23 protein-coding genes are annotated in these 23,061 nt (G+C 67.6%); 20 read left to right on the top strand and 3 right to left on the bottom strand.

Features of this window, described 5'->3' with window-relative positions:
* Positions 1 to 57: 57 nt before the first annotated feature.
* The gene (locus N440_RS03965) at positions 58 to 2,307 is read right to left on the bottom strand and encodes a TonB-dependent siderophore receptor (RefSeq protein ID WP_133934160.1); all 2,250 of its coding nucleotides are present in this window, start codon (positions 2,305 to 2,307) and stop codon (positions 58 to 60) included.
* 287 nt (positions 2,308 to 2,594) lie between these two features.
* Here N440_RS03965 and N440_RS03960 point away from each other — a divergent pair, with 287 nt between their 5' ends.
* Entirely contained in the window at positions 2,595 to 4,007 is a 1,413-nt protein-coding gene (locus tag N440_RS03960; RefSeq protein WP_133934159.1) for a GGDEF domain-containing protein, read from the top strand.
* Positions 4,008 to 4,009: 2 nt separating this feature from the next.
* Here the strand turns inward: N440_RS03960 and N440_RS03955 are convergent, their stop codons facing one another.
* Entirely contained in the window at positions 4,010 to 5,212 is a 1,203-nt protein-coding gene (locus N440_RS03955) for an MFS transporter (protein ID WP_133934158.1), read from the bottom strand.
* An 81-nt stretch (positions 5,213 to 5,293) separates the two neighbouring features.
* On the opposite strand from N440_RS03955, the gene N440_RS03950 reads away from it, so the two are divergent.
* From N440_RS03950 to map, 19 genes are all read left to right on the top strand, one after another.
* Positions 5,294 to 5,722: a helix-turn-helix domain-containing protein gene (locus tag N440_RS03950; protein ID WP_133934157.1), complete on the top strand. Its 429-nt coding sequence runs from the start codon at positions 5,294 to 5,296 to the stop codon at positions 5,720 to 5,722.
* A 93-nt stretch (positions 5,723 to 5,815) separates the two neighbouring features.
* Entirely contained in the window at positions 5,816 to 6,151 is a 336-nt protein-coding gene (locus N440_RS03945; RefSeq protein ID WP_243831284.1) for a DUF3649 domain-containing protein, read from the top strand.
* Positions 6,148 to 7,737, top strand: a complete 1,590-nt coding sequence (locus tag N440_RS03940) for a PepSY-associated TM helix domain-containing protein (protein WP_133934156.1) — start codon at positions 6,148 to 6,150, stop codon at positions 7,735 to 7,737. Before N440_RS03945 ends, N440_RS03940 begins: the two co-directional genes overlap by 4 nt.
* Positions 7,734 to 8,033: a DUF3325 domain-containing protein gene (locus N440_RS03935; RefSeq protein WP_133934155.1), complete on the top strand. Its 300-nt coding sequence runs from the start codon at positions 7,734 to 7,736 to the stop codon at positions 8,031 to 8,033. Before N440_RS03940 ends, N440_RS03935 begins: the two co-directional genes overlap by 4 nt.
* Before the next feature lie 17 nt (positions 8,034 to 8,050).
* On the top strand, positions 8,051 to 10,258 hold the full coding sequence (locus N440_RS03930) for a TonB-dependent siderophore receptor (protein ID WP_133934154.1): 2,208 nt from the start codon (positions 8,051 to 8,053) through the stop codon (positions 10,256 to 10,258).
* Positions 10,259 to 10,325: 67 nt separating this feature from the next.
* On the top strand, positions 10,326 to 11,456 hold the full coding sequence (locus tag N440_RS03925; protein ID WP_133934153.1) for a metallophosphoesterase: 1,131 nt from the start codon (positions 10,326 to 10,328) through the stop codon (positions 11,454 to 11,456).
* Between the two features lie 132 nt (positions 11,457 to 11,588).
* Positions 11,589 to 12,272: a response regulator gene (locus N440_RS03920; RefSeq protein WP_049456140.1), complete on the top strand. Its 684-nt coding sequence runs from the start codon at positions 11,589 to 11,591 to the stop codon at positions 12,270 to 12,272.
* Complete coding sequence (locus tag N440_RS03915) at positions 12,269 to 13,648, top strand: ATP-binding protein (protein WP_053509417.1); 1,380 nt, start codon at positions 12,269 to 12,271, stop codon at positions 13,646 to 13,648. Before N440_RS03920 ends, N440_RS03915 begins: the two co-directional genes overlap by 4 nt.
* A gap of 78 nt (positions 13,649 to 13,726) precedes the next feature.
* Positions 13,727 to 14,563: an alpha/beta fold hydrolase gene (locus N440_RS03910; RefSeq protein ID WP_008266311.1), complete on the top strand. Its 837-nt coding sequence runs from the start codon at positions 13,727 to 13,729 to the stop codon at positions 14,561 to 14,563.
* 1 nt (position 14,564) lies between these two features.
* Positions 14,565 to 14,924: an EamA family transporter gene (locus tag N440_RS03905; RefSeq protein WP_006425769.1), complete on the top strand. Its 360-nt coding sequence runs from the start codon at positions 14,565 to 14,567 to the stop codon at positions 14,922 to 14,924.
* Entirely contained in the window at positions 14,921 to 15,319 is a 399-nt protein-coding gene (locus tag N440_RS03900) for a DMT family transporter (RefSeq protein ID WP_006425768.1), read from the top strand. The genes N440_RS03905 and N440_RS03900 overlap by 4 nt, the downstream gene beginning before the upstream one ends.
* A 10-nt stretch (positions 15,320 to 15,329) precedes the next feature.
* Positions 15,330 to 16,532, top strand: a complete 1,203-nt coding sequence (locus N440_RS03895) for a DegT/DnrJ/EryC1/StrS family aminotransferase (protein WP_133934152.1) — start codon at positions 15,330 to 15,332, stop codon at positions 16,530 to 16,532.
* A gap of 174 nt (positions 16,533 to 16,706) precedes the next feature.
* Positions 16,707 to 17,423 carry an MtnX-like HAD-IB family phosphatase gene (locus N440_RS03890; protein WP_008266852.1) on the top strand — a complete coding sequence of 239 codons (717 nt, stop codon included), beginning with the start codon at positions 16,707 to 16,709 and terminating at the stop codon, positions 17,421 to 17,423.
* A gap of 65 nt (positions 17,424 to 17,488) precedes the next feature.
* Positions 17,489 to 18,889, top strand: coding sequence for an aminotransferase class III-fold pyridoxal phosphate-dependent enzyme (locus N440_RS03885; protein ID WP_006425764.1), 1,401 nt, complete (start codon positions 17,489 to 17,491; stop codon positions 18,887 to 18,889).
* 28 nt (positions 18,890 to 18,917) lie between these two features.
* Complete coding sequence (locus N440_RS03880) at positions 18,918 to 19,982, top strand: GNAT family N-acetyltransferase (protein ID WP_133934151.1); 1,065 nt, start codon at positions 18,918 to 18,920, stop codon at positions 19,980 to 19,982.
* A 3-nt stretch (positions 19,983 to 19,985) separates the two neighbouring features.
* On the top strand, positions 19,986 to 20,870 hold the full coding sequence (locus N440_RS03875) for an arginase family protein (RefSeq protein ID WP_133934150.1): 885 nt from the start codon (positions 19,986 to 19,988) through the stop codon (positions 20,868 to 20,870).
* Positions 20,871 to 21,012: 142 nt separating this feature from the next.
* Complete coding sequence (locus tag N440_RS03870; RefSeq protein WP_049456145.1) at positions 21,013 to 21,372, top strand: VOC family protein; 360 nt, start codon at positions 21,013 to 21,015, stop codon at positions 21,370 to 21,372.
* 68 nt (positions 21,373 to 21,440) lie between these two features.
* On the top strand, positions 21,441 to 21,653 hold the full coding sequence (locus tag N440_RS03865; RefSeq protein ID WP_133934149.1) for a ParD-like family protein: 213 nt from the start codon (positions 21,441 to 21,443) through the stop codon (positions 21,651 to 21,653).
* Between the two features lie 7 nt (positions 21,654 to 21,660).
* The gene (gene map / locus N440_RS03860; RefSeq protein ID WP_133934148.1) at positions 21,661 to 22,443 is read left to right on the top strand and encodes a type I methionyl aminopeptidase; all 783 of its coding nucleotides are present in this window, start codon (positions 21,661 to 21,663) and stop codon (positions 22,441 to 22,443) included.
* On the opposite strand, the gene N440_RS03855 is transcribed toward map, so the two are convergent.
* On the bottom strand, positions 22,440 to 23,054 hold the full coding sequence (locus N440_RS03855) for a LysE/ArgO family amino acid transporter (protein WP_133934147.1): 615 nt from the start codon (positions 23,052 to 23,054) through the stop codon (positions 22,440 to 22,442). The two genes, map and N440_RS03855, sit on opposite strands and share 4 nt — an antisense overlap.
* Between the last annotated feature and the right edge of the window lie 7 nt (positions 23,055 to 23,061).

Here is a 23,061-nt window from a genome sequence, read left to right as displayed (position 1 = left end):
GGCCCGGTGGCGCCAGGCCCGCCCCGGCGATCACAGCGGAGCGAAGTCCGCGTCCGGTCAGAAACCGAAGCGCAGGCTGGCCCAGTACGCGCGACCCGGCTCGTTGTAGGTCGCCGCACCGGCATCGCTGCTGTTGGCTTCGCGGAACAGGCGCTTGTCGGCCAGGTTGTTGACACCGAAGCCGAAGCTGACCGTCTCGGTCACCCTGTAGCGCGCGCTCACGCCCCAGATGTTGTACGCCCCGCGGTCCTGCAGCGCGAGCGACGGGTCGCAGGTGCCGGTGCAGCGCGGATCATTGTTGATGTTGGTGGTGGCCGGCTTCTGCTTGCCATAGAAGGTGCCGGTCAGCAGCAGCGACAGCTTGTCGGTGGCCTGCCAGTCCAGCATGGTGTTGATCGTGTACTTCGGAATCACCGACAGCGGCTGGCGCGTGGTCTTGTTCTCGTTCTCCACCATGTAGGTGAAGTTGTTGCTCCACTTCAGGCGGTTGCCCTGCTCGCCCAGCAGCGGGATCACCAGGTTGCCTTCAAGCCCCTGCACGATCGCCTTCGGCGCGTTCTCCCAGCGGAAGATGCGGCCCCTGCCGTCGGCGGTCAGGCCGATCTGGTCGTAGCCGGCCTGGATCTTGTCCTTGTAGTCGTTGTGGAAGTAGGTCAGCGACGCCTGCCAGCCACTCTGCGGCGCCCACTCCACACCCAGTTCCTTGTTCAGGCTGGTTTCCGCCTTCAGGTCCGCATTGCCGCGCATGTAGCAGCCGGCCCCCAGGCTCGGCAACGCATTCGGGCAACCATTGCCACGGGTGTAGTACAGGTAGTCCGGATTTGACTGGTACAGGTTCGGTGCCTTGAAGGCACGCGCGATGCCGCCCTTCACCACCCAGTCGCTGTTGATGCGGAACTGCGCGTTGAGGCTGGGGCTGGTGTTGTTGCCGAACTGGCTGTGGTGGTCGAAGCGCAGGCCCGGGGTGACGATCCAGCGCTCGCCCAGGTAGATGTTGTCTTCCACGAACACGGCGGTGGTCTGCGCATCGGCCTTGCCGCGTGCACGGTCGGCCGACAGGCCTGGGAAACCGCCACCGCTGCTGCTGGACTGGCTCATCGAGTACGGATCGGTCAGGCGGCTGTCGAGATATTCAAAGCCCAGCGTCCAGATGTTCTCGGCGCCGCCCAGCGTGGTCGGGAAGCTCACTTCGCCATCCAGCTGGTAGTTGCGCAGGCGCGAGGTCGACCAGTCGGTGCCGTTGAAGCTGCCTTCCGGGCCACCGGCCAGGCCTTCATTGATGCGCGAGTTGTTGACGGCCTCGACCGCGGCCGTAACCCGCGAGGTCACGTCGCCCCAGCGGCCGCGATGGGTGATCGCACCGGTGTTGCGGTACATGCGGTTGGTTTCCGCCTTGCCTTCGGCCAGGGCGGCCAGATCGACGCCGGTGGAGGTGCCGGTGGTGCTGACCGCGCGGTCGCCGGCGTAGATGTTGCCCTGGCGGCTGGTGCCAGCCTCGAACTCGACCACCTGGTCGGCGGTCACGTCCCAGCGCAGCAGCGCGTTGACGTCGCGGTTCTTGACGCCCTCGCGGCCGGCCGGCGGCACCGCGTTCGGGTTGGTCGCGTACTGGCGGTTGAGGTCCAGCGAATCGGCGTCGGTCTTGTTGAGGTTGCCGTACAGGCGGAACGACAGGGTGTCGGTCATCGGACCACTGAGCTGCAGGCCGACGCGCTCGCTGCCGCCTTCGGCACTGTGCTCGGGCACCAGGCCATACAGGTCGACCGCGCCGGTCAGGTCGCCGGTCGGGCGCTTGGTGATGATGTTGACCACGCCGCCGGAGGCACCGGAGCCATAGCGGGCTGCGGCCGGACCGCGCAGCACTTCGATGCGCTCGATCATTTCCGCGGGCACCCAGTTGGTATCGCCGCGCGTATTGCGCTCGCCGCTGCGGCCCATGCGCACGGCATCGCGTGCGCCGATGCGCTTGCCGTCAACCAGGATCAGGGTGTTTTCCGGGCCCATGCCGCGCAGGTCGATCTGGCGGTTGTTGCCGTACTGGCCGGAGGCACTGTTGCCGGTCAGGTTGACGCCCGGCATGGTACGCAGCAGCTCGGCGATGTCGTTGGCCGGCGGGCGCTTGGCGATGTCCTCGGCGGTGATGGTCGAGGTGCCCAGCGCCTGCCGCGCGATCTGCGAGGCAGTGACGTGCACCGTGTCGATATCGGTTGCGTCGGTTTCGGCCTGGGCGGTCAGGGCGCTGCCCGCCAGCAGGGCGGCAACGGCGAGCGCCAGCGGGCGCGGCGAAAGGACAACGGCTCGGGACATGATCTGGACCTTCTGGCAGGGCAACGGGGCCTCTGGCAAAGGGCTTGAGGCAACGACGAGGGGGGAGGCGGAGCGTCGCTGCAGTCGCCTGCGGCCCGTTCCGTGCACGCATTCTCCCATTAATGCGATTGATTCTCAAATGCGTTCACTCATTGCGGCAGCAGGCGCGATGTGCTTTGCGCACCGGTCAGTCCTGCATCGCGCTTAAACTGGCCGGCTCACCCGCCATCAACTGCACGCCACCGCGGCCGATACCGGTGGTTTGCCGTACGCAGCCAGAGATCGACGTGGAATCACCCCAATTGGACGATGCCAGCCAGCCGTTGGCCGAGGCGTGGCAGCATTGCCTGCAACAGGCCGGCCCGGCCGCCACCGCGCTGTTGCGCGCCGCTGCCACCGATGCCCCGCCCGCGCTGGCCCAGCGCTTCTACGAAGTGCTGCTGCAGGATGCACGTGCACGCCGTTTCCTGTCCCACGAGCAGGTCAAGCAGCGCCTGCAACCGGCCATGCAGCGCTGGCTGGTGCAGCTGCTGACCACCGACGCCGCCGGCATCGCCACCACCGTGGCCTCGCAACGGGTGATCGGCGATGTGCACGCACGGGTCGGTATCCCCGTTGACCTGGTGACCCGCGGTGCGCGCGTGCTCAAGCACGAACTGTTCGTGCGCCTGCGTGACACTGCGCCCGACAGTGCCACCGCCTTCGCCGCCATCGACTGCCTCAGCGCGATCATGGACATCGCCATGGAAGGCATGACCCTGGCCTACACCCACGCGCGCGAACGCTCCACCCGTGCCGACGCGGCCTACCGGTTGTTCTCGCTGGTGCAGAACGTCAGCACCGAGCGCGAGCGCCAGCGCGCCCTGCTGCTGGACTGGGAGAACGCCCTGCTGTACGCCCTGGCCGGCCACGTGCAGGGCAGTGACAGTGCCAGCCTGGCCAGCTCCGAGTTCGGCCTGTGGTTCACCCACAAGGGCATCCCCAGCTTCGGCGAAAGCAGCGAGACCCAGCAGGTCGGGCAGCTGATGGCGCGCATCGATGACAACCTGCAGCGCGCGAACAGCGATGCTGCACAGCGCTTGGCGGTGCTGCCTGTGATCCGCGAAGACCTGGCCGCCATCCGCACCCTGATGACACTGCTGTTCGAGCGCATCGGCGAACTGGATGCCGGCAGCGATGCCCTGACCAACCTGCTCAACCGCCGCTTCCTGCCCACGGTGCTGCGCCGGGAGATCGAACTGGCCACGCGCAACCACACGCCGTTCTCGCTGCTGCTGCTGGATCTGGATCACTTCAAGGCCATCAACGACGGCCACGGCCATGATGCCGGCGACCGTGCGTTGCAGCACGTGGCCGGCCTGCTCGGCCAGCTCACCCGCGGCAGCGACTATCTGTTCCGCTATGGCGGCGAAGAATTCGTGGTGGTGCTGGTCGCGGCCAGCGAATCGCAGGCCGAAGTGATTGCCGAAAGCCTGCGCCGGCAGATCGCACAGTCGCCGGTGGCCCTGGCCAATGGACAGGTACTGGCGCTGACGGCCAGCATCGGCGTGGCCGGCCATGACGGCCACCCGGATTACGAGCGGCTGATGGCGCGCGCCGACGCCGCGATGTACGAGGCCAAGCGCAGCGGCCGCAACCGCGTGGTGGTGGCCAGCGACGCGCTGCAGGAGGCGCCGGGGCGCCGCGCATTGCAACGGTAGCGTCAGCGCCGGACGGGCGAATCACCCCGCAGGGGCACGCCGCGGTATGCGCCACATCCCCACCACAGCAGCGCCAGCACTGCGATGCCCGCCCCCAGCAGGCACACCGCGGCCCAGCCATGCCGGGCCTGCACCCACGGCCCGGCCGCCGCACCGATGCCGCTGCCCACCGCGTAGAACAGCATGTACAGCGCCACCAGGCGCCCATGTTGTTCCGCCGGTGCACGCAGCAGCAGCGCCTGGTTCGATACGTGCAGTGCCTGCCCACCGAGGTCGAGCACGACCACGCCCAGCAGCAGCAGGGACACCGACTGTTGAAGCCCCAGCAGCGGCCACCAGGCAAGCAGCATCAGCAGCAGCGCGCCGAGGCTGACCCGATGGGCGAAGCCACGATCCATCCAGTGGCCCACACGCGCCGCCATCAGTGCACCGAGCACACCGGCCAGGCCGAGGGCACCGATGGCGGCGGTCGACCAGTTCAAAGGCGGTGCCGACAGTGGCAGCGGCGCCGCTGCCCAGAACACATTGAGGCCGGCAAACAGCAGCAGCGCCAGCGGACCACGCTCGCGCAGCGTTCGATCCCGTCGCAGCATGCCCAGCATCGAGCGCAGCAGCGCAGACCAGCGTGGCGGTATCGCCGGCAGCGCAACCGCCGGCAGCCGCCACCACAGCACCCCTGCCATGGCTGCCATCACCACCGCTGAAAGCAGATAGACCGCGCGCCAGCCAGCGCTGGCCGCCACCACGCCCGATACCACGCGCGCCAGCAGCAGGCCGATGAACACTCCCCCCTGCACCACACCCACGCTGCGACCGCGCTGCTCGGGCGGCGACAGCGTGGCGGTATAGGCGATCAACCCCTGGGTCAGCGCCGTGCCCAGCAGGCCGGCCAGCAGCATGCCCGACAGAAGCCACACTGCGGTGCGTGCCGCCGCCAGCCACACCAACGCCACCACCAGGGCCATCAGCTGCAATCGCAACAGCCGGCGGCGGTCACCGCGGTCAGCCAGCGGAAGCAGTCCGAGCAGCGCCAGCACGCTGCCAGCCTGGGTAGCGGCCAGTACCGCGCCCGCCACCGCGCGATCCAGCGCGAACGCCTGCGCCAGCTGATCCAGCAGCGGTTGTGCGTAATAGACGTTGGCGACGCTGGCGCCTGCGGCAACGGCCAGCAGAACCAGCAACGGACGTGGAATGGGTTCGGCCATTGCGATGTAGTTGCAAATTGAAACTGGATGCAGACTAGCGGCATTGGTTTTAAACTGCAACCACATTTGGAGGCGCCCGCCATGCACGCTGACAGCCCCTGCCCCGTCGCCCGCGGCGCCGACCTGCTCGGTGATCGTTGGGCCCTGCTGGTGATCCGCGATGCCTTCGATGGCGTCCGCCGCTTCGGCGACTTCCAGCGCAGCCTCGGCGCGGCGCGCAACATCCTCAGCGATCGCCTGCGCAGACTGGTCGAGGCCGGCATCCTGCAGCTGCAGCCGGCCTCCGATGGTTCGGCCTACCAGGAATATGTGCTCACCGCCGCCGGCCTGGAGCTGTTCCCGCTGCTGGTTGCGCTGCGCCAATGGAGTGAACGCCATCGCTTCGGCGCTGGCGAAGCCCACTCTTCCCTGATCCAGCGCGACAACGGTTCAGCCGTGCCCTACATGCAACCGCTGGACAACAACAGACAGCCGCTGCCCGCGCACGCCACTGTGGTGCGCAAGCTGTAGATGGCCGCATCCCCCGGATGGGGGACTCGACAGGGCCACCGGTGTCAAATAGCATTCAATCGCAATTGCACACGGTTCTCATTGACTTCGGCGATGGCCGCACCTACCTCTCCTTCTGCTGCCGGCGCTGCGCCGGCCAAGCGTGTGGCGCGCGTTAGCGGTCATCGCCTGCTCTGGGCCCGCGGGCTGCTGGCGCTGCTGGGCGGTTACGCCGTGGCCGCCTGCTGGGCTGCCGCGCTGGCGCGCCTGCTGCCCGGCGCCAGGGCCGATGCCACCCTGGTGGCGACCATGGCCGCGTTCGTGGTCTACGCCCTGGCCGCCATCTGGGCCTATGCCGCGCGCAGCACCCTGCGCGCCGCACTGGGTCTGCTGGCCGCGGGCGCACTCGCTGCACTGATCGCTTGGCTGCTGCGTGGGAACATCGCATGAGCAGCGCCGACAACCTGGGCGGCATCCGGCAATCACAATCGGTGCTGCACACCTGGTCGGGCCTGGTGGTCGGCTGGGTGCTGTTCCTGATCTTCATTGCCGGTACCGCGTCGTACTGGAAGGAAGAACTGACCCGCTGGATGCAGCCGGAAATCGGCCTGCCCGCCGATGCCACCACCGCAGTGAACCAAGCCCAGCAGTTCCTGGCCCGCACCGCAGCCGACGCGCAGCGCTGGAGCATCGAACTCCCCGATTCGCGCAGCAGCGCCACCACCGTCAGTTGGCAGCCGAAGGGCGAAAAGGAACGCCGGCGCGGCCAGCGCAATCCCAACCAGGCCACCCTGGATGCCGACGGCACCCCGGTGCAGGTACGCGAAACACGCGGCGGCAATTTCTTCTACCGCCTGCATTTCGACCTGCACTACGTGCCGGTGCTGTGGGCGCGCTGGTTCATCAGTGCCTGTTCCATGCTGATGCTGGTGGCGATCATCAGCGGTGTCATCACCCACAAGAAGATCTTCACCGACTTCTTCACCTTCCGCCGCGGCAAAGGCCAACGTACCTGGCTGGACGGCCACAACGCGCTTGCGGTGCTGTCGCTGCCGTTCCATCTGATGATCACCTACACCGGTCTGATCACCCTGATGACGCTGTACATGCCGTGGGCGGTGGATGCGAACTACCCCGGTGGCCGCGATGCGTTCTTCGCCGAACTGTTCCCGCGTGCGGAGAAGGCCGAGGCCAGTGGGGTGGCCGCGACGCCGCCGGCGCTGGCCGAGGTGCTGCGCCGTGCCGAAGTGCAATGGGGCGGCGGCCATGCGGCCTCGCTGCAGGTCGAACAGCCTGGCGATGCGGCGATGCGCATCAGCGTGCGCCGCCAGCAGGGCGACCAGATCGCTGGCGCTGCCGACACGCTGGCCTTCGATGCGCGCGGCAACCTGCTGGATGCGGCGCCGCCGCGTTCGGCCGCCGTCATCACCCGCGACGGCATGATCGGCCTGCATGCCGCGCGCTTCGCACCCACCACGATGCGCTGGCTGTTCTTCCTTTCCGGCGTGGCCGGCACGCTGATGGTGGCCACCGGGCTGGTGCTGTGGACGGTGAAGCGGCGCACCCAGCTGCCGGATCCGGCGCGGCCGCACCTGGGCTTCCGCATCGTCGAACGCCTGAACATCGGCTTCGTCACCGGCCTGCCGGTGGCGATGCTGGCCTTCCTGTGGGGCAACCGCCTGCTGCCGCTGGACGTGGCCAACCGCAGCGATGCCGAGGTGAAGGTGTTCTTCTACGCCTGGGCCGCCTGCGTGGTGCACGCGACGCTGCGCCCGGCCCGACGCGGCTGGGTAGAACAACTGGCATTGGCCGGCGTATTGGCGCTGGGCCTGCCGCTGTACAACCTGGTGGTCTGGCAGGGCGGCGCGGTCAGTGCGCTGGCCAGCGGTGATGGCGCCAAAGCCGGCATCGACATCGGCCTGCTGCTGATCGGCGCGAGCCTGTTGTGGGCCGCGCGCAAGGTGCACCGTTTCGTGCCGGGGCAGCGCAAGCCCCGCACCGCACGCGCCACCACGCCGGCCGAGGCGGGCGCATGAGCGTGATCGCACTGCTGTTGGCGGCCGCCGCCTTCGCCTGCCTGGCCATGGCAATGGAACGCCACCACCGCGATGTGGCCGGCCATGCGCCACCAACGCCGCGCCGTCGCCTGCTGCAGGTGCTGGGCGTGCTCGGGCTGCTCGCCAGCCTGTTGGCCAGCATCGCAGCCTGGGGCGCTGCACAGGGTTTTGTTGGTTGGTGCGGCGTGCTCGCCGCCGGTGCCGGGGCCATGCTGCTCTGGCTCAGTTTCCGCAGCCCGGCCAAGCCGGCGCCACGCCCGTCTTCCCGTTCCTGAACTAGAAAGGTCATTCCATGAAGTACACGCACTCTGGCGCCCTGCGCCGGAACGCCCTCGCCTTGTCGCTCGCCTGCGCCGCCTCGCCGGCCTTCGCCCAGGACACTGCGCCGACCACCACCGAACTGGACCGGGTGATGGTGACCCAGCGCACCGAGGGCTACCAGGTCTATGGCACCAACACCGCCACCAAGCTGCCGCTGACCCTGCGTGAAACCCCGCAGTCGCTGACCGTGTTCACCCGCCAGCGCATCGAGGATTTCAACCTCATCACGATCTCCGAAGTGCTGCAGCAGACGCCGGGCGTCACCATCCAGTCGTATGACAGCAACCGCACGCTGTTCAATGCGCGTGGGTTTGCCATCAACAACTTCATGTTCGATGGCATTCCCACCAACTACACCACCGGCGCCGGCGGCAACTCGATCCTCAGCGACACCTCCATCTACGAGCGCATTGAAGTAGTGCGCGGCGCCAGCGGCCTGGTGACCGGTTCGGGCAACCCGTCGGCCACGGTGAACATGGTGCGCAAGCGCCCGACCGAAACGTACCAGGCCAGCACCAGCCTCAGCGCCGGTTCTTGGGATTACAAGCGCGCCGAAGTGGATGTATCCGGCCCGCTCAGCAAGAGTGGCCGCGTGCGCGGGCGCTTCGTCGGCGCCTACACCGACAAGGAAAGCTGGGTGCGCTTCCAGCATGACACGTCCCCCAGCCTGTACGGGGTGATCGAAGCCGACCTGACCGACAGCACCCGCCTGCGTGCGGGCATCGACTACCTGAAGACCGGTTCCGATGGCGGCGCCTGGAGCGCCTCGCCGCTGTACTTCCGCGATGGCAGCCGCGCGCACATGCCGCGTTCGTACAGCGCCGCAGCGCGCTGGAACGAATGGAACCGCGAAAGCACCAACTACTTCGCCACGCTGGAACAGCAGTTCGGCGCCGGCTGGAGTGGCCGCCTGGCCTACAACCACCGCGCCACCGACACCGATTCGCTGCTGCTGGCCGGTTCCAACACCGGCAACTGGGCCGACCCGGTCACCGGCCTGGGCCTGCGCATCGCCGATACCTACTCGGTCTCGGAAACCCGCGAAGATGCCTTCGACCTGTACGCGTCCGGCCCGTTCCAGCTGTTCGGCCGTTCGCACGAACTGGTGCTGGGCATCAACCACTACGACCGTGACCTGGACACCATCCGCGCCGGCATCACCTCGCGCCCTTACAACGTGGCCGCCTTCCCCAGCATCTTCAGCTGGGACGGCAACATCGGCAAGCCGACCACCTACAACTACGGTATTCCGTCCAGCACGGTGAACACCACCGAAACCGGCTACTACGCCGCCGTGCGCCTGAATCCGATCGACCCGCTGAAGATCATCGCCGGCGCGCGCTATTCCGATTACCGCACCACCACCGACAACTACAACACCGACGGCGTGTTCACCAGCCGCAGCGCGCGCACCACCGCGCATGAGCTGACCCCGTACGTGGGCGTGCTGTACGACCTGAGCAGCAGCATCACCGCCTTTGCCAGCTATTCGGACGTGTTCCAGGCCACCGCGCGCCGCGACATCAACAACCAGCTGCTGGACCCCACCACCGGTGGCAACTACGAGTACGGCCTGAAGGCCGACTTCTTCGGCGGCCGCCTGTACGCGGCGTTGAACGGCTTCTACATGAAGCAGGACAACGTGGCCGAACTGGACCCGAACGGTGGTGAGATCAAGCTGCCCGATGGCAGTTCGCCGTACATCGCCAGCCGCGGCATCACCACCCAGGGCGGTGAGTTCGAAGTCTCCGGTTCGATCAACGACCACTGGAGCATGACCGGCGGCTACACCTACAGCTACAGCAGCAACCCCGATGGCAGCCGCTTCGCCAGCACCAGCCCGATGCACCTGGCCCGCTTCAACACCACCTGGACCCATGGCCAGTGGACGCTGGGCGGGGGTGTCAGCGTGCAGAGCGAGATCTACCAGATGCAGCCCATTCCCACCGGTCGCTTCACCGCCAGCGGCACGCCGGTCACGGCCACCGGCAAGATGAGCCAGGGCGGCTACGTGCTGTTCGACCTTATGGGCCGCTACCGCATCAACGACAACCTGAGCGTGGGCGTGACGGTCACCAACCTGTTCGACAAGGTCTACTACCGCAACGTCGGCTTCTTCAACTCTGGCTATTGGGGTGAACCGCGCCGCGTGCTGTTCAACCTGCGCGCGAAGTTCTGAGCAACGGCGTAGCATCAGGGGCGGGCCTTCGGGCCCGCCTTTTCATTGCCCGCCAAGGAAACACCCGATGCTGCACCGCGCCCTGTCCTGCCCTGCCCGCCTGCTGCTGACACTGGCCCTGCTGCTGGGCACGCCCCTGTTGCAGGCCCGCGAGGTCGCCGCACCGGCCGCCCATGTAGAGGCCGATGGCCCCTATGTGTTCCGCCAGGGCAACCAGCTGCAGGCCAAGTGGATCTGCACCGACAAGGTCGAGTCGCACACGCTTTCCACCAGCGCAGCAGGCACCGATGTCGCGCCGCGCTGCGGGTACGCGCACACCGTGCACGTGGCCGCACCCACTGCGCCCTCAGTCTCCGTGCTGCCGGCGGTGCCGCGCATCGTGGCGCTGTCCGACATCCATGGCCAGTACGGGCTGCTGGTCCGCCTGCTGCGCGCCAACAAGGTGATCGATGCACAGGACCGCTGGGCCATGGGCAGGGACACCCTGGTCATCGCCGGTGATGTGTTCGACCGCGGCCCGCAGGTGACCGAAGCGTTCTGGCTGCTGTATGGCCTTCAGCAGCAGGCCGCCGCTGCCGGTGGCGCGGTGCACTTCGTGCTCGGCAACCACGAGACCATGGTGCTGTACGACGACCTGCGCTACGTCAACCCGAAGTACCTGCGCAGCGCGCAGCTGCTCGGCCGCAGCTACCCGCAGCTGTACGGCGCAGATTCGGTGATCGGCCAATGGCTGCGCACCCGCCCGGTGCTGCTGAAGATCGGTGACACCCTGTTCCTGCATGGCGGCATCTCGCCCGAGGCGGTGGCACTGGCGCTGGACCCGGCGCGCACCAACGCGGCCTACCAGGCCTCGCTGGGCCTGCCCAAGGCCGAAGTGAAGGCCGACCCCGCCACCGCGCCGCTGTATGACGGCAAGACCAGCCCGATCTGGTACCGCGGCTATTTCGACGGGCGCCTCGACACGGCGGGCGTGCAGGCGGTACTGGACCGCCTGCAGCTGAAGCGCATCGTGGTTGGCCATACCTCGATGCCGCACGTCAGCAGCTTCCATGGCGACCGCGTGATCGCGATCGACAGCAGCATCAAGAACGGCGAGAACGGCGAGCTGCTGTTCATCGAGAACGGCGCGCTCAGCCGTGGCCTGCTGGATGGCTCTCGGGTGCCGCTGGCACCGGGCGAACCCGGCCTGCAGGACTGAATGGCGGGACAGCGCGGCGACGGCCGGCCGTGTCGCGCTGCTCCACCTTCACCCGGTTTGCGGCTACCCTCGGCAGCCGAGAGGCCCACCCCGTCCATCCGGCGGGCCCGACCGTTACAGGAGCCCCCGCGCATGCGCGTATTGATTGCTGAAGACGACCCGGACATCGCCTCCGGCCTGTGCGCCTCGTTGCGCCGGCAGGGGCATGTGGTCGACCACGTCGACAATGGCGCGCACGCCGATGCCGCGCTGGGCTCCACCCAGTACGCGCTGCTGGTGCTGGACCTGGGCCTGCCGCAGCTGGATGGCCGCGATGTGCTGCAGCGCCTGCGCCAGCGCGGTGATGGCCTGGCGGTACTGGTGGTGACCGCACGCGACGGCCTGGCCGAGCGCGTGCGCGTGCTCGACCTCGGTGCCGATGACTATCTGGTCAAACCGTTCGCGCTGGACGAATTCGAAGCGCGCGTGCGTGCGCAGCTGCGCCGGGTCACCAGCAATGGCAATCCGGACCTGCGCATCGGCCGCCTGCGCCTGGACCTGGCAGGGCACCGGGTGTGGATCGATGACCAGTCGCTGGAACTGACCGCGCGGGAGTTCGGCCTGCTGTCGGCGCTGGCGGTACGCGCCGAGCGCATCGTCTCGCGCGCGCAGCTGGTGGAAGCGCTGTGCGACTGGGGCCAGGACCTGACCGACAACGGCCTGGACATCGCCCTGCACCGCCTGCGCCGCAAGCTGCAGCCGGGCGGCATGGGCATCCGCACCGTGCGCGGGCTGGGCTACATGCTGGAAGACGGGCAGGACGACAGCGCGCCGTGATCAGTGGACCGCCCAGCCTGCGCCGGCGCCTGCTCGCCTTCCTGGCGTTGCCGATGCTGGGCCTGCTCATCTTCAATACGATCCTGGCCTATTACGTTGCGCTGGACTATTCCAACCGCATCCACGACCGCAACCTGATCGACGATACGCATTCGTTCGCGCAGATGCTGAGCACCATGCCGGTGACCAGCGACCTGTCACCGCAGGCGCGCTTCCTGATCGAATACGATCCCGACGGCCATCGCTATTTCAACGTCGACAGCAGCCGCAAGGGCACCCTCAGCGGCAACGCCGACTTCAGCCCATACGCGCCGTCGCAGGACTGCGCGGGCGTGCATCCGGCGCTGTATGACGGCAACCTCAACGGCCAGCAGGTGCGCATGGCCACCGTCTGCACCCAGGCGATGAACGATCCGCAGGACCAGCTGGCGGTGACCGTGGCCGAAAGCATGGCCGACCGCCGCCAGCGCGCGCGCGAGATCCTGATGATCATCATCCCGCTGATGACCATGCTGGCGCTGGGCACCGCCGCGCTGGTCTGGTTCGGCGTGACCTACGGCCTGCGCATCCTGACCCCGCTGAGGACCCGCCTGGCACAGCGCCGCGGCGAACTGGCGCCGATCTCCGATGCCGACGTGCCGGAAGAGATCCAGCCGCTGATCAGCACCATCGATGATCTGTTCGCGCGCCAGGCCGAGATGATCACCCTGCAGAACCGCTTCATCGCCGATGCCGCCCACCAGCTGCGTTCGCCGCTGGCCGGCATGGCCCTGCACGTGGACCAGGCGCTGGCGCATGGCGACCCGGACACCGTGCGCGAAGCCCTGCAGCATATCCGCCGGCTCAACCAGCGCACCGCCCGGGTCAGCACCCAGCTGCTGGCGCTGAGCCGGGCGCAGACCGTGCCGGACACGGTGGAAGCGCTGGACCTGTGCGAACTGGTCCCGCAATGGGTCGGCATGCGCGTGCCGGAGGCGATCCGCGATGGCATCGACCTGGGCTACCGCGGCAGCAGCCAGCCGCTGCGCGTGCTCGGCAACGGCGCCATGCTGCAGGAGGCGCTGGACAACCTGATCGACAACGCCCTGCGCTATGCCGGTCGTGATGCCACCGTCACGGTCGGCGTGCACGCGCTGGATGACAATGACGTCGAACTGTACGTGGAAGACAACGGCCCCGGCGTGCCCGAGGACGTGATGCCCCGGCTTGGCGAACGCTTCTTCCGTGCCCCCGGCACCGCCGCCAGCGGCACCGGGTTGGGGCTGGCCATCGCCCATGAGGCCGTGGAGCACTTCGGCGGCCGCCTGGCCTTCCTCAACCGGCCCGGCGGCGGGCTGAAGGTCGCCATCACGCTGCCGCTGCTGAAGGCCCCCTGACCCGGCCCGGGGCGCTGAAAGGCTGGTGAAAATCGCGCTTGCGATCCTGCCATCCCCACTGCCCCCCGGAGCCGCCAGGTGACCGAATCGCACGACTTCTTCCTCCCCGGTGGCCCGCAGGGCGTCCTGCTGGTGCATGGACTGACCGGTACCCCGGCGGAAATGCGCATGCTGGGCAAGGGCCTGAACAACGCCGGCTTCACCGTGCACGGCGTGCAGCTGCCCGGCCATTGCGGCACCGTGGATGACCTGCTGGCGACCACCTGGGAGCAGTGGTACCAGGGCGTGGAAGATGCGGCGGCCGAGCTGCGTGGCAAGGTCGACCAGCTGTTCGTCGGTGGCCTGTCGATGGGCGCAGTGCTGTCGCTGGCACTGGCCGCGCGCCGCCCCGAGTGGGTCTCCGGCGTGGGCGTGTACGGCGCCACCTTCCGCTACGACGGCTGGAACATCCCGGCCGTGGCCCGCCTGTCGTTCCTGCTGCCGTGGTTCAAGCGCTTCAACATCGGCCGCGACCGCATGTTCATGGAGGAGCCGCCGTACGGCCTGCGTGACGAACGCCTGCGCGCGCAGGTCAGCGCCGCCATGCTGTCCGGCGACAGCGCCGCCGCCGGCCTGCCGGGCAACCCCTGGCATGCCCTGGCCGAAATGCGTGCACTGAGCCACTGGACCCGCCGCCACCTGCACCAGGTGACCGCACCGTGCCTGGTGATGCACGCCCGTGAAGACGACGTGGCCAGCATGGGCAATGCCGAACTGGTGATGTCGCGAGTCAGCGGTCCGAAGGAACTGGTGGTGCTGGAAGACAGTTACCACATGATCACCATCGACCGCGAACGCCGCGACGTCATCCGCCGCAGCGCGCGTTTCTTCACCGAGATCGGTGAACGCAGCGGCGTGCTCAAGGCGGTGGCCTGAGATGGGGGCACTCGCCACCCTGCTGTGGCTGGCCAACGTCGTCCTCGATACCGGTGGCCAGCTCGCCTTCAAGGCTGCGGCCAGCGACCCGCAGGACGGCGAAGGCCTGCAACGCTGGAAACACATGCTCAGCCGCCCCTGGCTGTGGATCGGCATCGCCTGCTATGTGCTTGAGTTCGTCGCCTGGATCGCGTTCCTGTCGCTGGTACCGCTGTCCAAGGGCGTGCTGCTGGGCTCGATCAACATCGTGGCGCTGATGATCGCCGGCCGCTTCCTGTTCCGCGAGAAGCTCACGCCGCTGCGGGTCACCGGCATGCTGCTGGTTACCGCCGGCGTAGCCGTGGTGGGGGCCGGCTCATGAGGCGCCTGTATGTGATCGGTTTCCCGCTGCTGATGGCCTTCGACACATTGGCCCAGCTGTGCTTCAAGTATGCCGGCGATGCGGCGCTGCCGGTCGAAGCCAACAGCGCGTGGCTGCTGCGCGTGCTGTCGCAGCCGTGGGTGTACGGCGCCATCCTCGGCTACATCGGTGCGTTCTTCACCTGGATGAGCCTGCTGCGCCATGCGCCGATCGGCCCTGCATTCGCCGCTTCGCACCTGGAAGTGATCAGCGTGCTGCTGCTCTCGGCCTGGCTGTTGAACGAGCCGCTGACCCTGCATCACCTGGTCGGTGCGGTACTGATCGTGGCCGGCATCGTCTGCCTGGGCCGTGCCGAAGCAGACGACCCGCACAGCCCCGCCGAAAGCACCGCATGAGCGCGTTGCGATGAGCCTGTTCGCGCGCGAACTGCCACCGACCGCAGGCCTGCCGATGCAGGCCAGCGACTTCCTTCCCGGTGGTGGCGACCTGCGCGCGATCCTGGCCAGCCAGCTGGGCACACCGCCGCTGCAGCTGACCTGCTCCGGTACCCACGCGCTGCTGATCGCGCTGCGCACCCTGCGCAAGCGCGCGCCCCACCGCGACACCGTGATCGTGCCGGCCTACACCTGCCCGCTGGTGCCGATCGCGGTGCACAGTCTGGGCCTGCGCGTGCAGCTGTGCGATACCCGCCCCGGCCACTTCGACTTCGATCCCGGCCAGCTCAAGCGGCTGGCCGACGCACGCACGCTGGCGATCCTGCCGACCCACCTCGGTGGCCGCATCGCCGACGTCGAGCTGGCCTGCGAGATTGCGCGCGGTGCCGGCGCCTGGGTCATCGAGGATGCCGCGCAGGCACTGGGTGCACGGATCGGCAACAGCAGTGTCGGCCTGCGCGGCGATATCGGTTTCTTCAGCCTGGCCGCCGGCAAGGGACTGAGCCTGCACGAAGGCGGCCTGCTGGTCAGCCGTGACGACGAGCTGCGTGCCGCGCTGGCCGGACATGCTGCCGAACAGGTACGCTTCAGCCTGCGCTGGGAGCTGCTGCGCAGCGTGCAGCTGCTCGGCCTGGCGGCCTGTTACCGACCTTCGCTGCTGTCGCTGGTATACGGCAATCCACTGCGCGCCGCGCTGCAGCGTGGCGACCTGGAAGAAGCGGTCGGTGACGTTTTCCCGCTGCAGATTCCGCAGCACCGGGTCAGCCAGTGGCGGCAGAACATCGGTGCCAATGCCGCACGGCGCCTGCCGGCCTTCCTGCAGGCCGGACGCCTGCGCGCGTTGCAGCTGCGCGTGCAGCTGGCCCAGCTGCCAGCGGTGGAGGTAGTCGATGGCCTGGCCGGTACCGGTGGCACCTGGCCGATGCTGATGCTGCTGCTGCCCAGCCAACGCGCCCGCGATGCGGCACTGAAAAACCTGTGGCCGCGCGGCCTCGGCGCCAGCCGCATGTTCATCCATGCGCTGCCCGACTACGCCTACCTGCGCGGCATCGTGCCGGCCACCGACGTGCCCAACGCACGCGACTTCGCCGCACGCATGCTGACTCTCGGCAACAGCGCCTGGCAGACCCGTGAAGACACCGCGGAAATCCTGCGGGCGCTGGCGGACGCCTAGCCCTGAAAGCAGCTGTTTGCGGGCATCTCGCCCATTCAGCAAGATCATTTCCTGAACGTTTCCCACGCCTGGAAATGAAGGCTTTCAACAGGAAAGGAACGAGAAAGGCGGCCTGCCTACATTGAGCCTGCCCCGGCACCGTGCCGGACGCCTTTCCCATCGACGGACCTGCCCATGCACTGGAGCATCCTGTGTGACTTCGACGGCACCATCAGCCTCGAAGATGTCATCGACTCGCTGCTGGAGAAGTACGGCCAGCCGGGCTGGCAGGAACTGGAAGAACAGTGGAAGTCGGGAAAGATCGGCTCGCGTGAATGCATGCAGGGCCAGGTGCGGCTGCTGAAGCTGGACCCGGCCACGCTTGATGCGCACCTGGACCAGGTGCAGATCGATCCGGGCTTCGCTGCCTTCGTCGCCCGCGCCGAGCAGCTGGGCCTGCCGCTGCGCATCGTCAGCGACGGCCTGGACTATGCGATCCACCGCATCCTCGCCAACCACGGCCTGTCGCGGCTGCCGGTAGTGGCCAACCACCTGCGCTGGTGCGAAGACCACTGGGAACTGGAATCGCCCTACCAGTCCGAAGGGTGCCGCAGCGGCACCTGCAAGTGCACCTGCGCTGCGCAGGCACGTGCCAACGAAGCACCGCGCGTGCTGATGATCGGCGACGGCAGCTCGGACTTCTGCGTGTCGGAGGATGCCGACTTCGTGTTTGCCAAGCGCCGCCTGATCACCCATTGCACCCATGCCGGCATCGAACATGCCGCGATCGATACCTTCCACGATGCCATCGCGCTGTTGCCGCGCTTGCTTGATGGCAGCCTGCTGCAGCCACGTCGCATCGACGCCAGCCCGCAGCCCACTGCACTGCCCCTGCTGCTGGCCACCGCCTGAGCACTTCCTTCCAGCCCCGCTCCCCCGTTGCCCCCTTTCGAACGTCCTTCACGGAACCGAACTGCATGAACATTTTTGACAAGAATGCCGACGCCGCTGCCTCCGATGCGCAGCTGCTGGCCGACGAAGCCCGCTACAGCTCCTTCGGCGACACCGTCCACTACGTCGACCCGCCGAAGATCTTCCAGCGCGGCGAAGGCAGCTACATGTTCGATGGTGCGGGCGTGCCCTACCTCGACCTGCAGATGTGGTACTCGGCCTGCAACTTCGGCTACAGCAACAAGCGCCTGAACGATGCGCTGAAGGACCAGATCGACACCCTGCCGCAGGTCGCCAGCCAGTACCTGCACCCGACCCGCGTGCAGCTGGCCAAGACCATTGCCGTGGACATGCACGAGAAGTTCGGCCTCGACGGCCGCGTGCACTTCAACGTCGGCGGCGCACAGGCCATCGAAGACTCGCTGAAGATCGTGCGCAACGCACGCGGCGGCAAGAGCCTGATGTTCGCCTTCGAAGGCGGCTACCACGGGCGCACCCTGGGTGCCTCGTCGATCACCTCCAGCTACCGCTACCGCCGCCGCTACGGTCATTTCGGCGAGCGCGCGATGTTCATCCCGTTCCCGTACCCGTTCCGCCGCCCGAAGGGCATGACCCCGGACGAGTATTCCGACCACTGCGTGTGGCAGTTCGAGCGCCTGTTCGAAAGCGAATACAACGGCGTGTGGGATCCCAAGGTCGGCCAGGCCGAGTACGCCGCGTTCTACGTCGAGCCGATCCAGGGCACCGGCGGCTACGTCATCCCGCCGCGCAACTTCTTCACCGGCCTCAAGCGCGTGCTGGACAAGTACGGCATCCTGATGGTGGTCGATGAAATCCAGATGGGCTTCTGGCGCACCGGCAAGCTGTGGTCGATCGAGCACTTCGGCGTGACCCCGGACGTGCTGGTGTTCGGCAAGGCGCTGACCAACGGCCTGAACCCGCTGTCGGGCCTGTGGGCGCGCGAAGAGCTGATCAACCCGACCGTGTTCCCACCGGGCTCCACCCACTCCACCTTCAACTCCAACCCGCTGGGCACCCGCCTGGGCCTGGAAGTGCTGAAGCTGGGCAAGGAGATGGACTACGAGCGCACCGTGCCGGAAAAGGGCGCGTACTTCCTCGACGGCCTGCGTGGCCTGCAGAAGCGCCACCCGGAAATCGGCGACGTCGACGGCCTGGGCCTGGCCCTGCGTGCGGAAATCTGCCAGACCGACGGCTACACGCCGAACAAGGAACTGCTGGACCGCATGGTCGACATCGGCCTGGCCGGTGACCTGCTGCACGACGGCAAGCGCATGGGCCTCGTGCTCGACGTGGGTGGCTGGTACAAGAACGTGATCACCTTCGCGCCGTCGCTGGACATCAGCTACGAAGAGATCGACCTGGCGATCACCCTGCTCGACCAGGCGCTGACCAAGGCCAAGGGCTGAGGTCGATGCGCTGCCGGTTCCCGTGCCGATGGAGATGACGTCACGTTCGTCCAGCACTGCGCTGGAACCGGCCGCGCTGCTGGAGGGCTTCCTGGCCCACCCGCCGCTCGGATTCGAGGCAAGCCGCCTGCCCAGCGGCCTGCCGACCTTCCGTGCGCCGCTGGACCTGACCACCACGATGGACGACGCACTGCGCGGCAAGCTGCTTGGCCTGCCGCTGTCGCGCCTGTGGCGGCCATGGATCACCTGGCAGACCCGCTTCGTCGGTGCCACCAGCACCGAGTACACCCCGCTGCCGGCGCACGTCGCGCCTGAGGCGCTGGCCGAGGACGTGACGCGTCACGCGATCGGCGATACCCGGCTGCTGGTGGTCAAGGACCTGGCGATCGATTCGCCGCTGCTGGACGACGCCGCCAATGCACACAGCGGTGCCTTCCTGCAGGCGCTGCTGGCGCGTGGCTTCGTCGAACTGGAAGGCATGCCGCTGGCCTGGGTGGCGATCGATTTCGATTCGCTCGACGGCTATCTCGGCCGCCTGTCGTCTTCGCGTCGCAAGAACATCCGGCGCAAGCTGCGCTCGCGTGATGACCTGCAGATCGACTGCATCGCCAGCGGTGATCCGGCGCTGGCCAACCCGCAGCTGCAGGCCGAACTGTATGCCCTGTACCTGGGCGTGTATGCGCAGAGCGCGGTGCATTTCGACCAGCTCGACCTGCCCTACTTCCAGCACCTGCTGGCCGACAGCCAGGGCCAGGGGCGGATGTTCCTGTACCGCCACCAGGGCCAGCTGATCGGCTGGAACCTGTGCTACGTGCACGCCGGCAAGCTGGTGGACAAGTACATCGGCCTGGCCTACCCGCAGTCGCGCGAGCACAACCTGTACGCGGTCAGCTGGATGCACAACCTCGAATACGCGCTGCAGCACGGCCTGAGCCATTACGTGGCCGGCTGGACCGACTCGCGGATCAAGGCCGAACTGGGTGCGAGCTTCACTTCCACCCGGCATGCGATCCACGCGCGCTCACCACTGCTGCGCGCCGCCCTGCGCAGGCTGGCGCCGCATCTGCAGGGCGAGCCTGATGGAGGCGGTTGAACGATGCCGTTGCGTTCCCCGCTGATCCTGGACCTGGATGGTGGCGTGCTGCCGCTGCCCCAGGCGCAGACCCTGGCCCTGCCGCAGTGGCACGATCCACTGCGCTTTGCCTGCAGCAATGCCACGCTGAACCGCTTCGCTGCTGACGTGCTGGCCCCGCTGCCGGCCCAGCTCGGCACGGTCATGCTTGGCAGTGGCGATTTCCATCACCTCAGCCTGCCGCTGCTGCAGCGCATGCGCCCGCAACAGCCCTTCCAGCTGGTGGTGCTGGACAACCATCCGGACAACATGCGCTTTCCGTTCGGCATGCATTGCGGCTCGTGGGTGAACGCCGCCAGCAAGCTGCCGCAGATCGCGCACATCCACGTGCTGGGCATCACCTCCAGTGACATCGGCCTTGGCCATGCCTGGGAGAATCACTGGCGTCCGCTGCTGGGCGGCCGCCTGACCTACTGGTGCATGGACGTGGACGTGAGCTGGGGCCACCGCCTGGGCATGGGCCATGCCTTCCGCCGTTTCGAACACCCCGAGGCACTGGTGGCCGCGTTCGCCGCCGAGCAGGCCAAGTCGCCGCAACCGACCTACCTGTCCATCGACAAGGATGTGTTTGCCGAGGACGTGGCCCGCAGCAACTGGGACCAGGGCCGCTTCCAGCTGGAAGACGCACTGGTGGTGATCGAGGCGCTACGCGCCGGCGGCCTGGTCGGCAGTGACATCACCGGCGAAGTGTCGCTGGCCAATTACCGCAGCCGGTTCAAACGCTGGCTGTCGTCGCTGGATGGCCAGCCCGACATCCCTGCCGACGATCTTCCCGTATGGCAGGCGCGGCACCAGCAGGTGAACCGCGAACTGCTGGCGGCGATGGCCGCGGTGCCGACCGCCTGCTGACCGCTTGCGGTCGCGCCGGCCGCTGGCCGGCAATGCTTCGGTAGTGCCGGCCGCTGGCCGGCAACCTCATTGTTCCCCGGCTCAAAAGGATGCCGGCCAGCGGCCGGCACTACACTGGCCCCCTGCCCCCGGAGACGCCGCCATGCCCCAGACCGTCATTCCGCAACTACGCATGCGCCATGCCGACACCAGCCTGCCGTTCTACGTGCAGGGGCTGGGCTTCGTGGTCGACTGGGAACACCGCTTCGAACCCGGCTTCCCGCTGTTCGCCCAGCTCACCCGCGACGGCCAGACCCTCTTCCTCACCGAACACACCGGTGACTGCGAGGTCGGCGGCGCGGTGTACTTCATCGTCGAGGATGTCGATGCGCTGCACCGTGCCTTCAGCGCCGCGAACGTGCCGATCGAGCAGCCGCCACATGACACCGAATGGGGCAGCCGCGAGATGCTGCTGCGTGACCCCGACGGCAACCGCCTGCGCTTCGCCACCCACGCAGACTGAACCGCGCGGCCTTGAGTCGGATATACGAAACATATACGCTTCGTATATCAACTCAACCAGGACCGCCGATGGGCATCGTCAACATCGATGACATCCTGCACGACCAGCTGCGCCGTGCCTGCACCGTCTCCAGCCGCTCGATCAACGCCCAGGCCAACTTCTGGATCCGGGTCGGCATGCTGTGCGAGATGAATCCCACGCTGAGCTTCCAGGACATCGTCGCCAGCGAACTGCGCGCGGCCGGCGTGCAGCCACAGGCGCTGGCGCCCGGGCGGGCCTGACGTGGCGATGATCAAGCAGCCGCACGAAATCGCGCTGATGGCCGAATCCGGGCGCCTGCTCGCGCAGGTGTTCGCCGCGCTCGACCGGCTGCCGCTGCAGGGCCGCAGCACCATGGAAATCAACGATTTCGTCGAGCGCATGATCGTCGATGAACTCCATGCGCGGCCGGCCAGCAAGGGCCAGTACGGCTTCCCGTACGTGCTCAACACCTCGATCGACAACGTGATCTGCCACGGCGTGCCCAGCACCACCGACGTGCTGCGCAACGGCCAGATCGTCAACCTCGACATCACCCTGGAGAAGAACGGCTACATCGCCGACTCCAGCACCACCTACCTGGTCGGTGAGGTCGACTATGCCGCGCGCCGGCTGGTGCAGACCACCTACCAGGCGATGTGGAAAGGCATCGCCGCAGTGCGACCCGGCGCATGCCTGGGCGACATCGGCCACGCCATCGCCCGCCACGCGCGCAGCCACGGCTACAGCGTGGTAAAGGAGTACTGCGGCCACGGCATCGGCCAGGAGATGCACGAGGAACCGCAGATCCTGCACTACGGTCATCCGAACACCGGCATGACACTGGAAGAAGGCATGGTGTTCACCATCGAACCGATGCTCAACCAGGGCAAGCCAGCCATCCGCCAGCTACCGGACGAATGGCCGGTGTATACGCGCGACGGCAAGCTGTCGGCGCAGTTCGAACACACGGTCGCGGTCACCGCCAGTGGCGTGCGCGTGCTCACCCTGCGCCCCGGCGAATCGCCGTTGTGTGCGGTGGATGCGGCCTAGAGCGGGCGCAACAGCAACAGCGTGGCGAGGCAGAACATGAACGCCGCCACGCCCGCGTCCAGCACCCGCCAGGCGCCTGGCCTGCGGAACACCGGCTGCAGCAGGCGCGCGCCATAGCCCAACGTGCAGAACCAGGCCACGCTGGCCACGCAGGCACCGGCGGCGAAGGCCCAGCGCAGAGCGCCGGGGTAACGCGTGGACAGGCTGCCCAGCAGCACCACCGTATCCAGATAGACGTGCGGATTGAGCAGCGTGAACGCCAGGCAGGTCAACAGCACCTGCCGCCCGCTGCCATCCTGCGTCTCGGCGGCGGACAAGGCACTGCCACCGTGCCAGGCGCGCAATCCGGCCTGCACGCCATACCAGAGCAGGAACGCCGCACCGCCAAAGCGCAGCACCTGCAGCAGCAACGGCCATTGCTGCACCAATGCCCCCATGCCGCCAACGCCGGCCAGGATCAGCGCGATATCAGCGCCGGCACAGGTCAGCACCACCGTTCCGACATGGCGACGTTGCAGACCCTGGCGTAGTACGAATGCATTCTGTGCACCGATGGCGATGATCAGGCCGGCACCTGCGAACAGGCCGGCAGTGGTAGCGGCGATCCACATCAGGAAG

Source organism: Stenotrophomonas sp. CC22-02, from assembly GCF_004365115.1.
Classification (GTDB): domain Bacteria; phylum Pseudomonadota; class Gammaproteobacteria; order Xanthomonadales; family Xanthomonadaceae; genus Stenotrophomonas; species Stenotrophomonas forensis.
The sequence above is the reverse complement of the archived record's forward strand: the minus strand, read 5'-3'. Positions and strand labels throughout refer to the sequence as shown.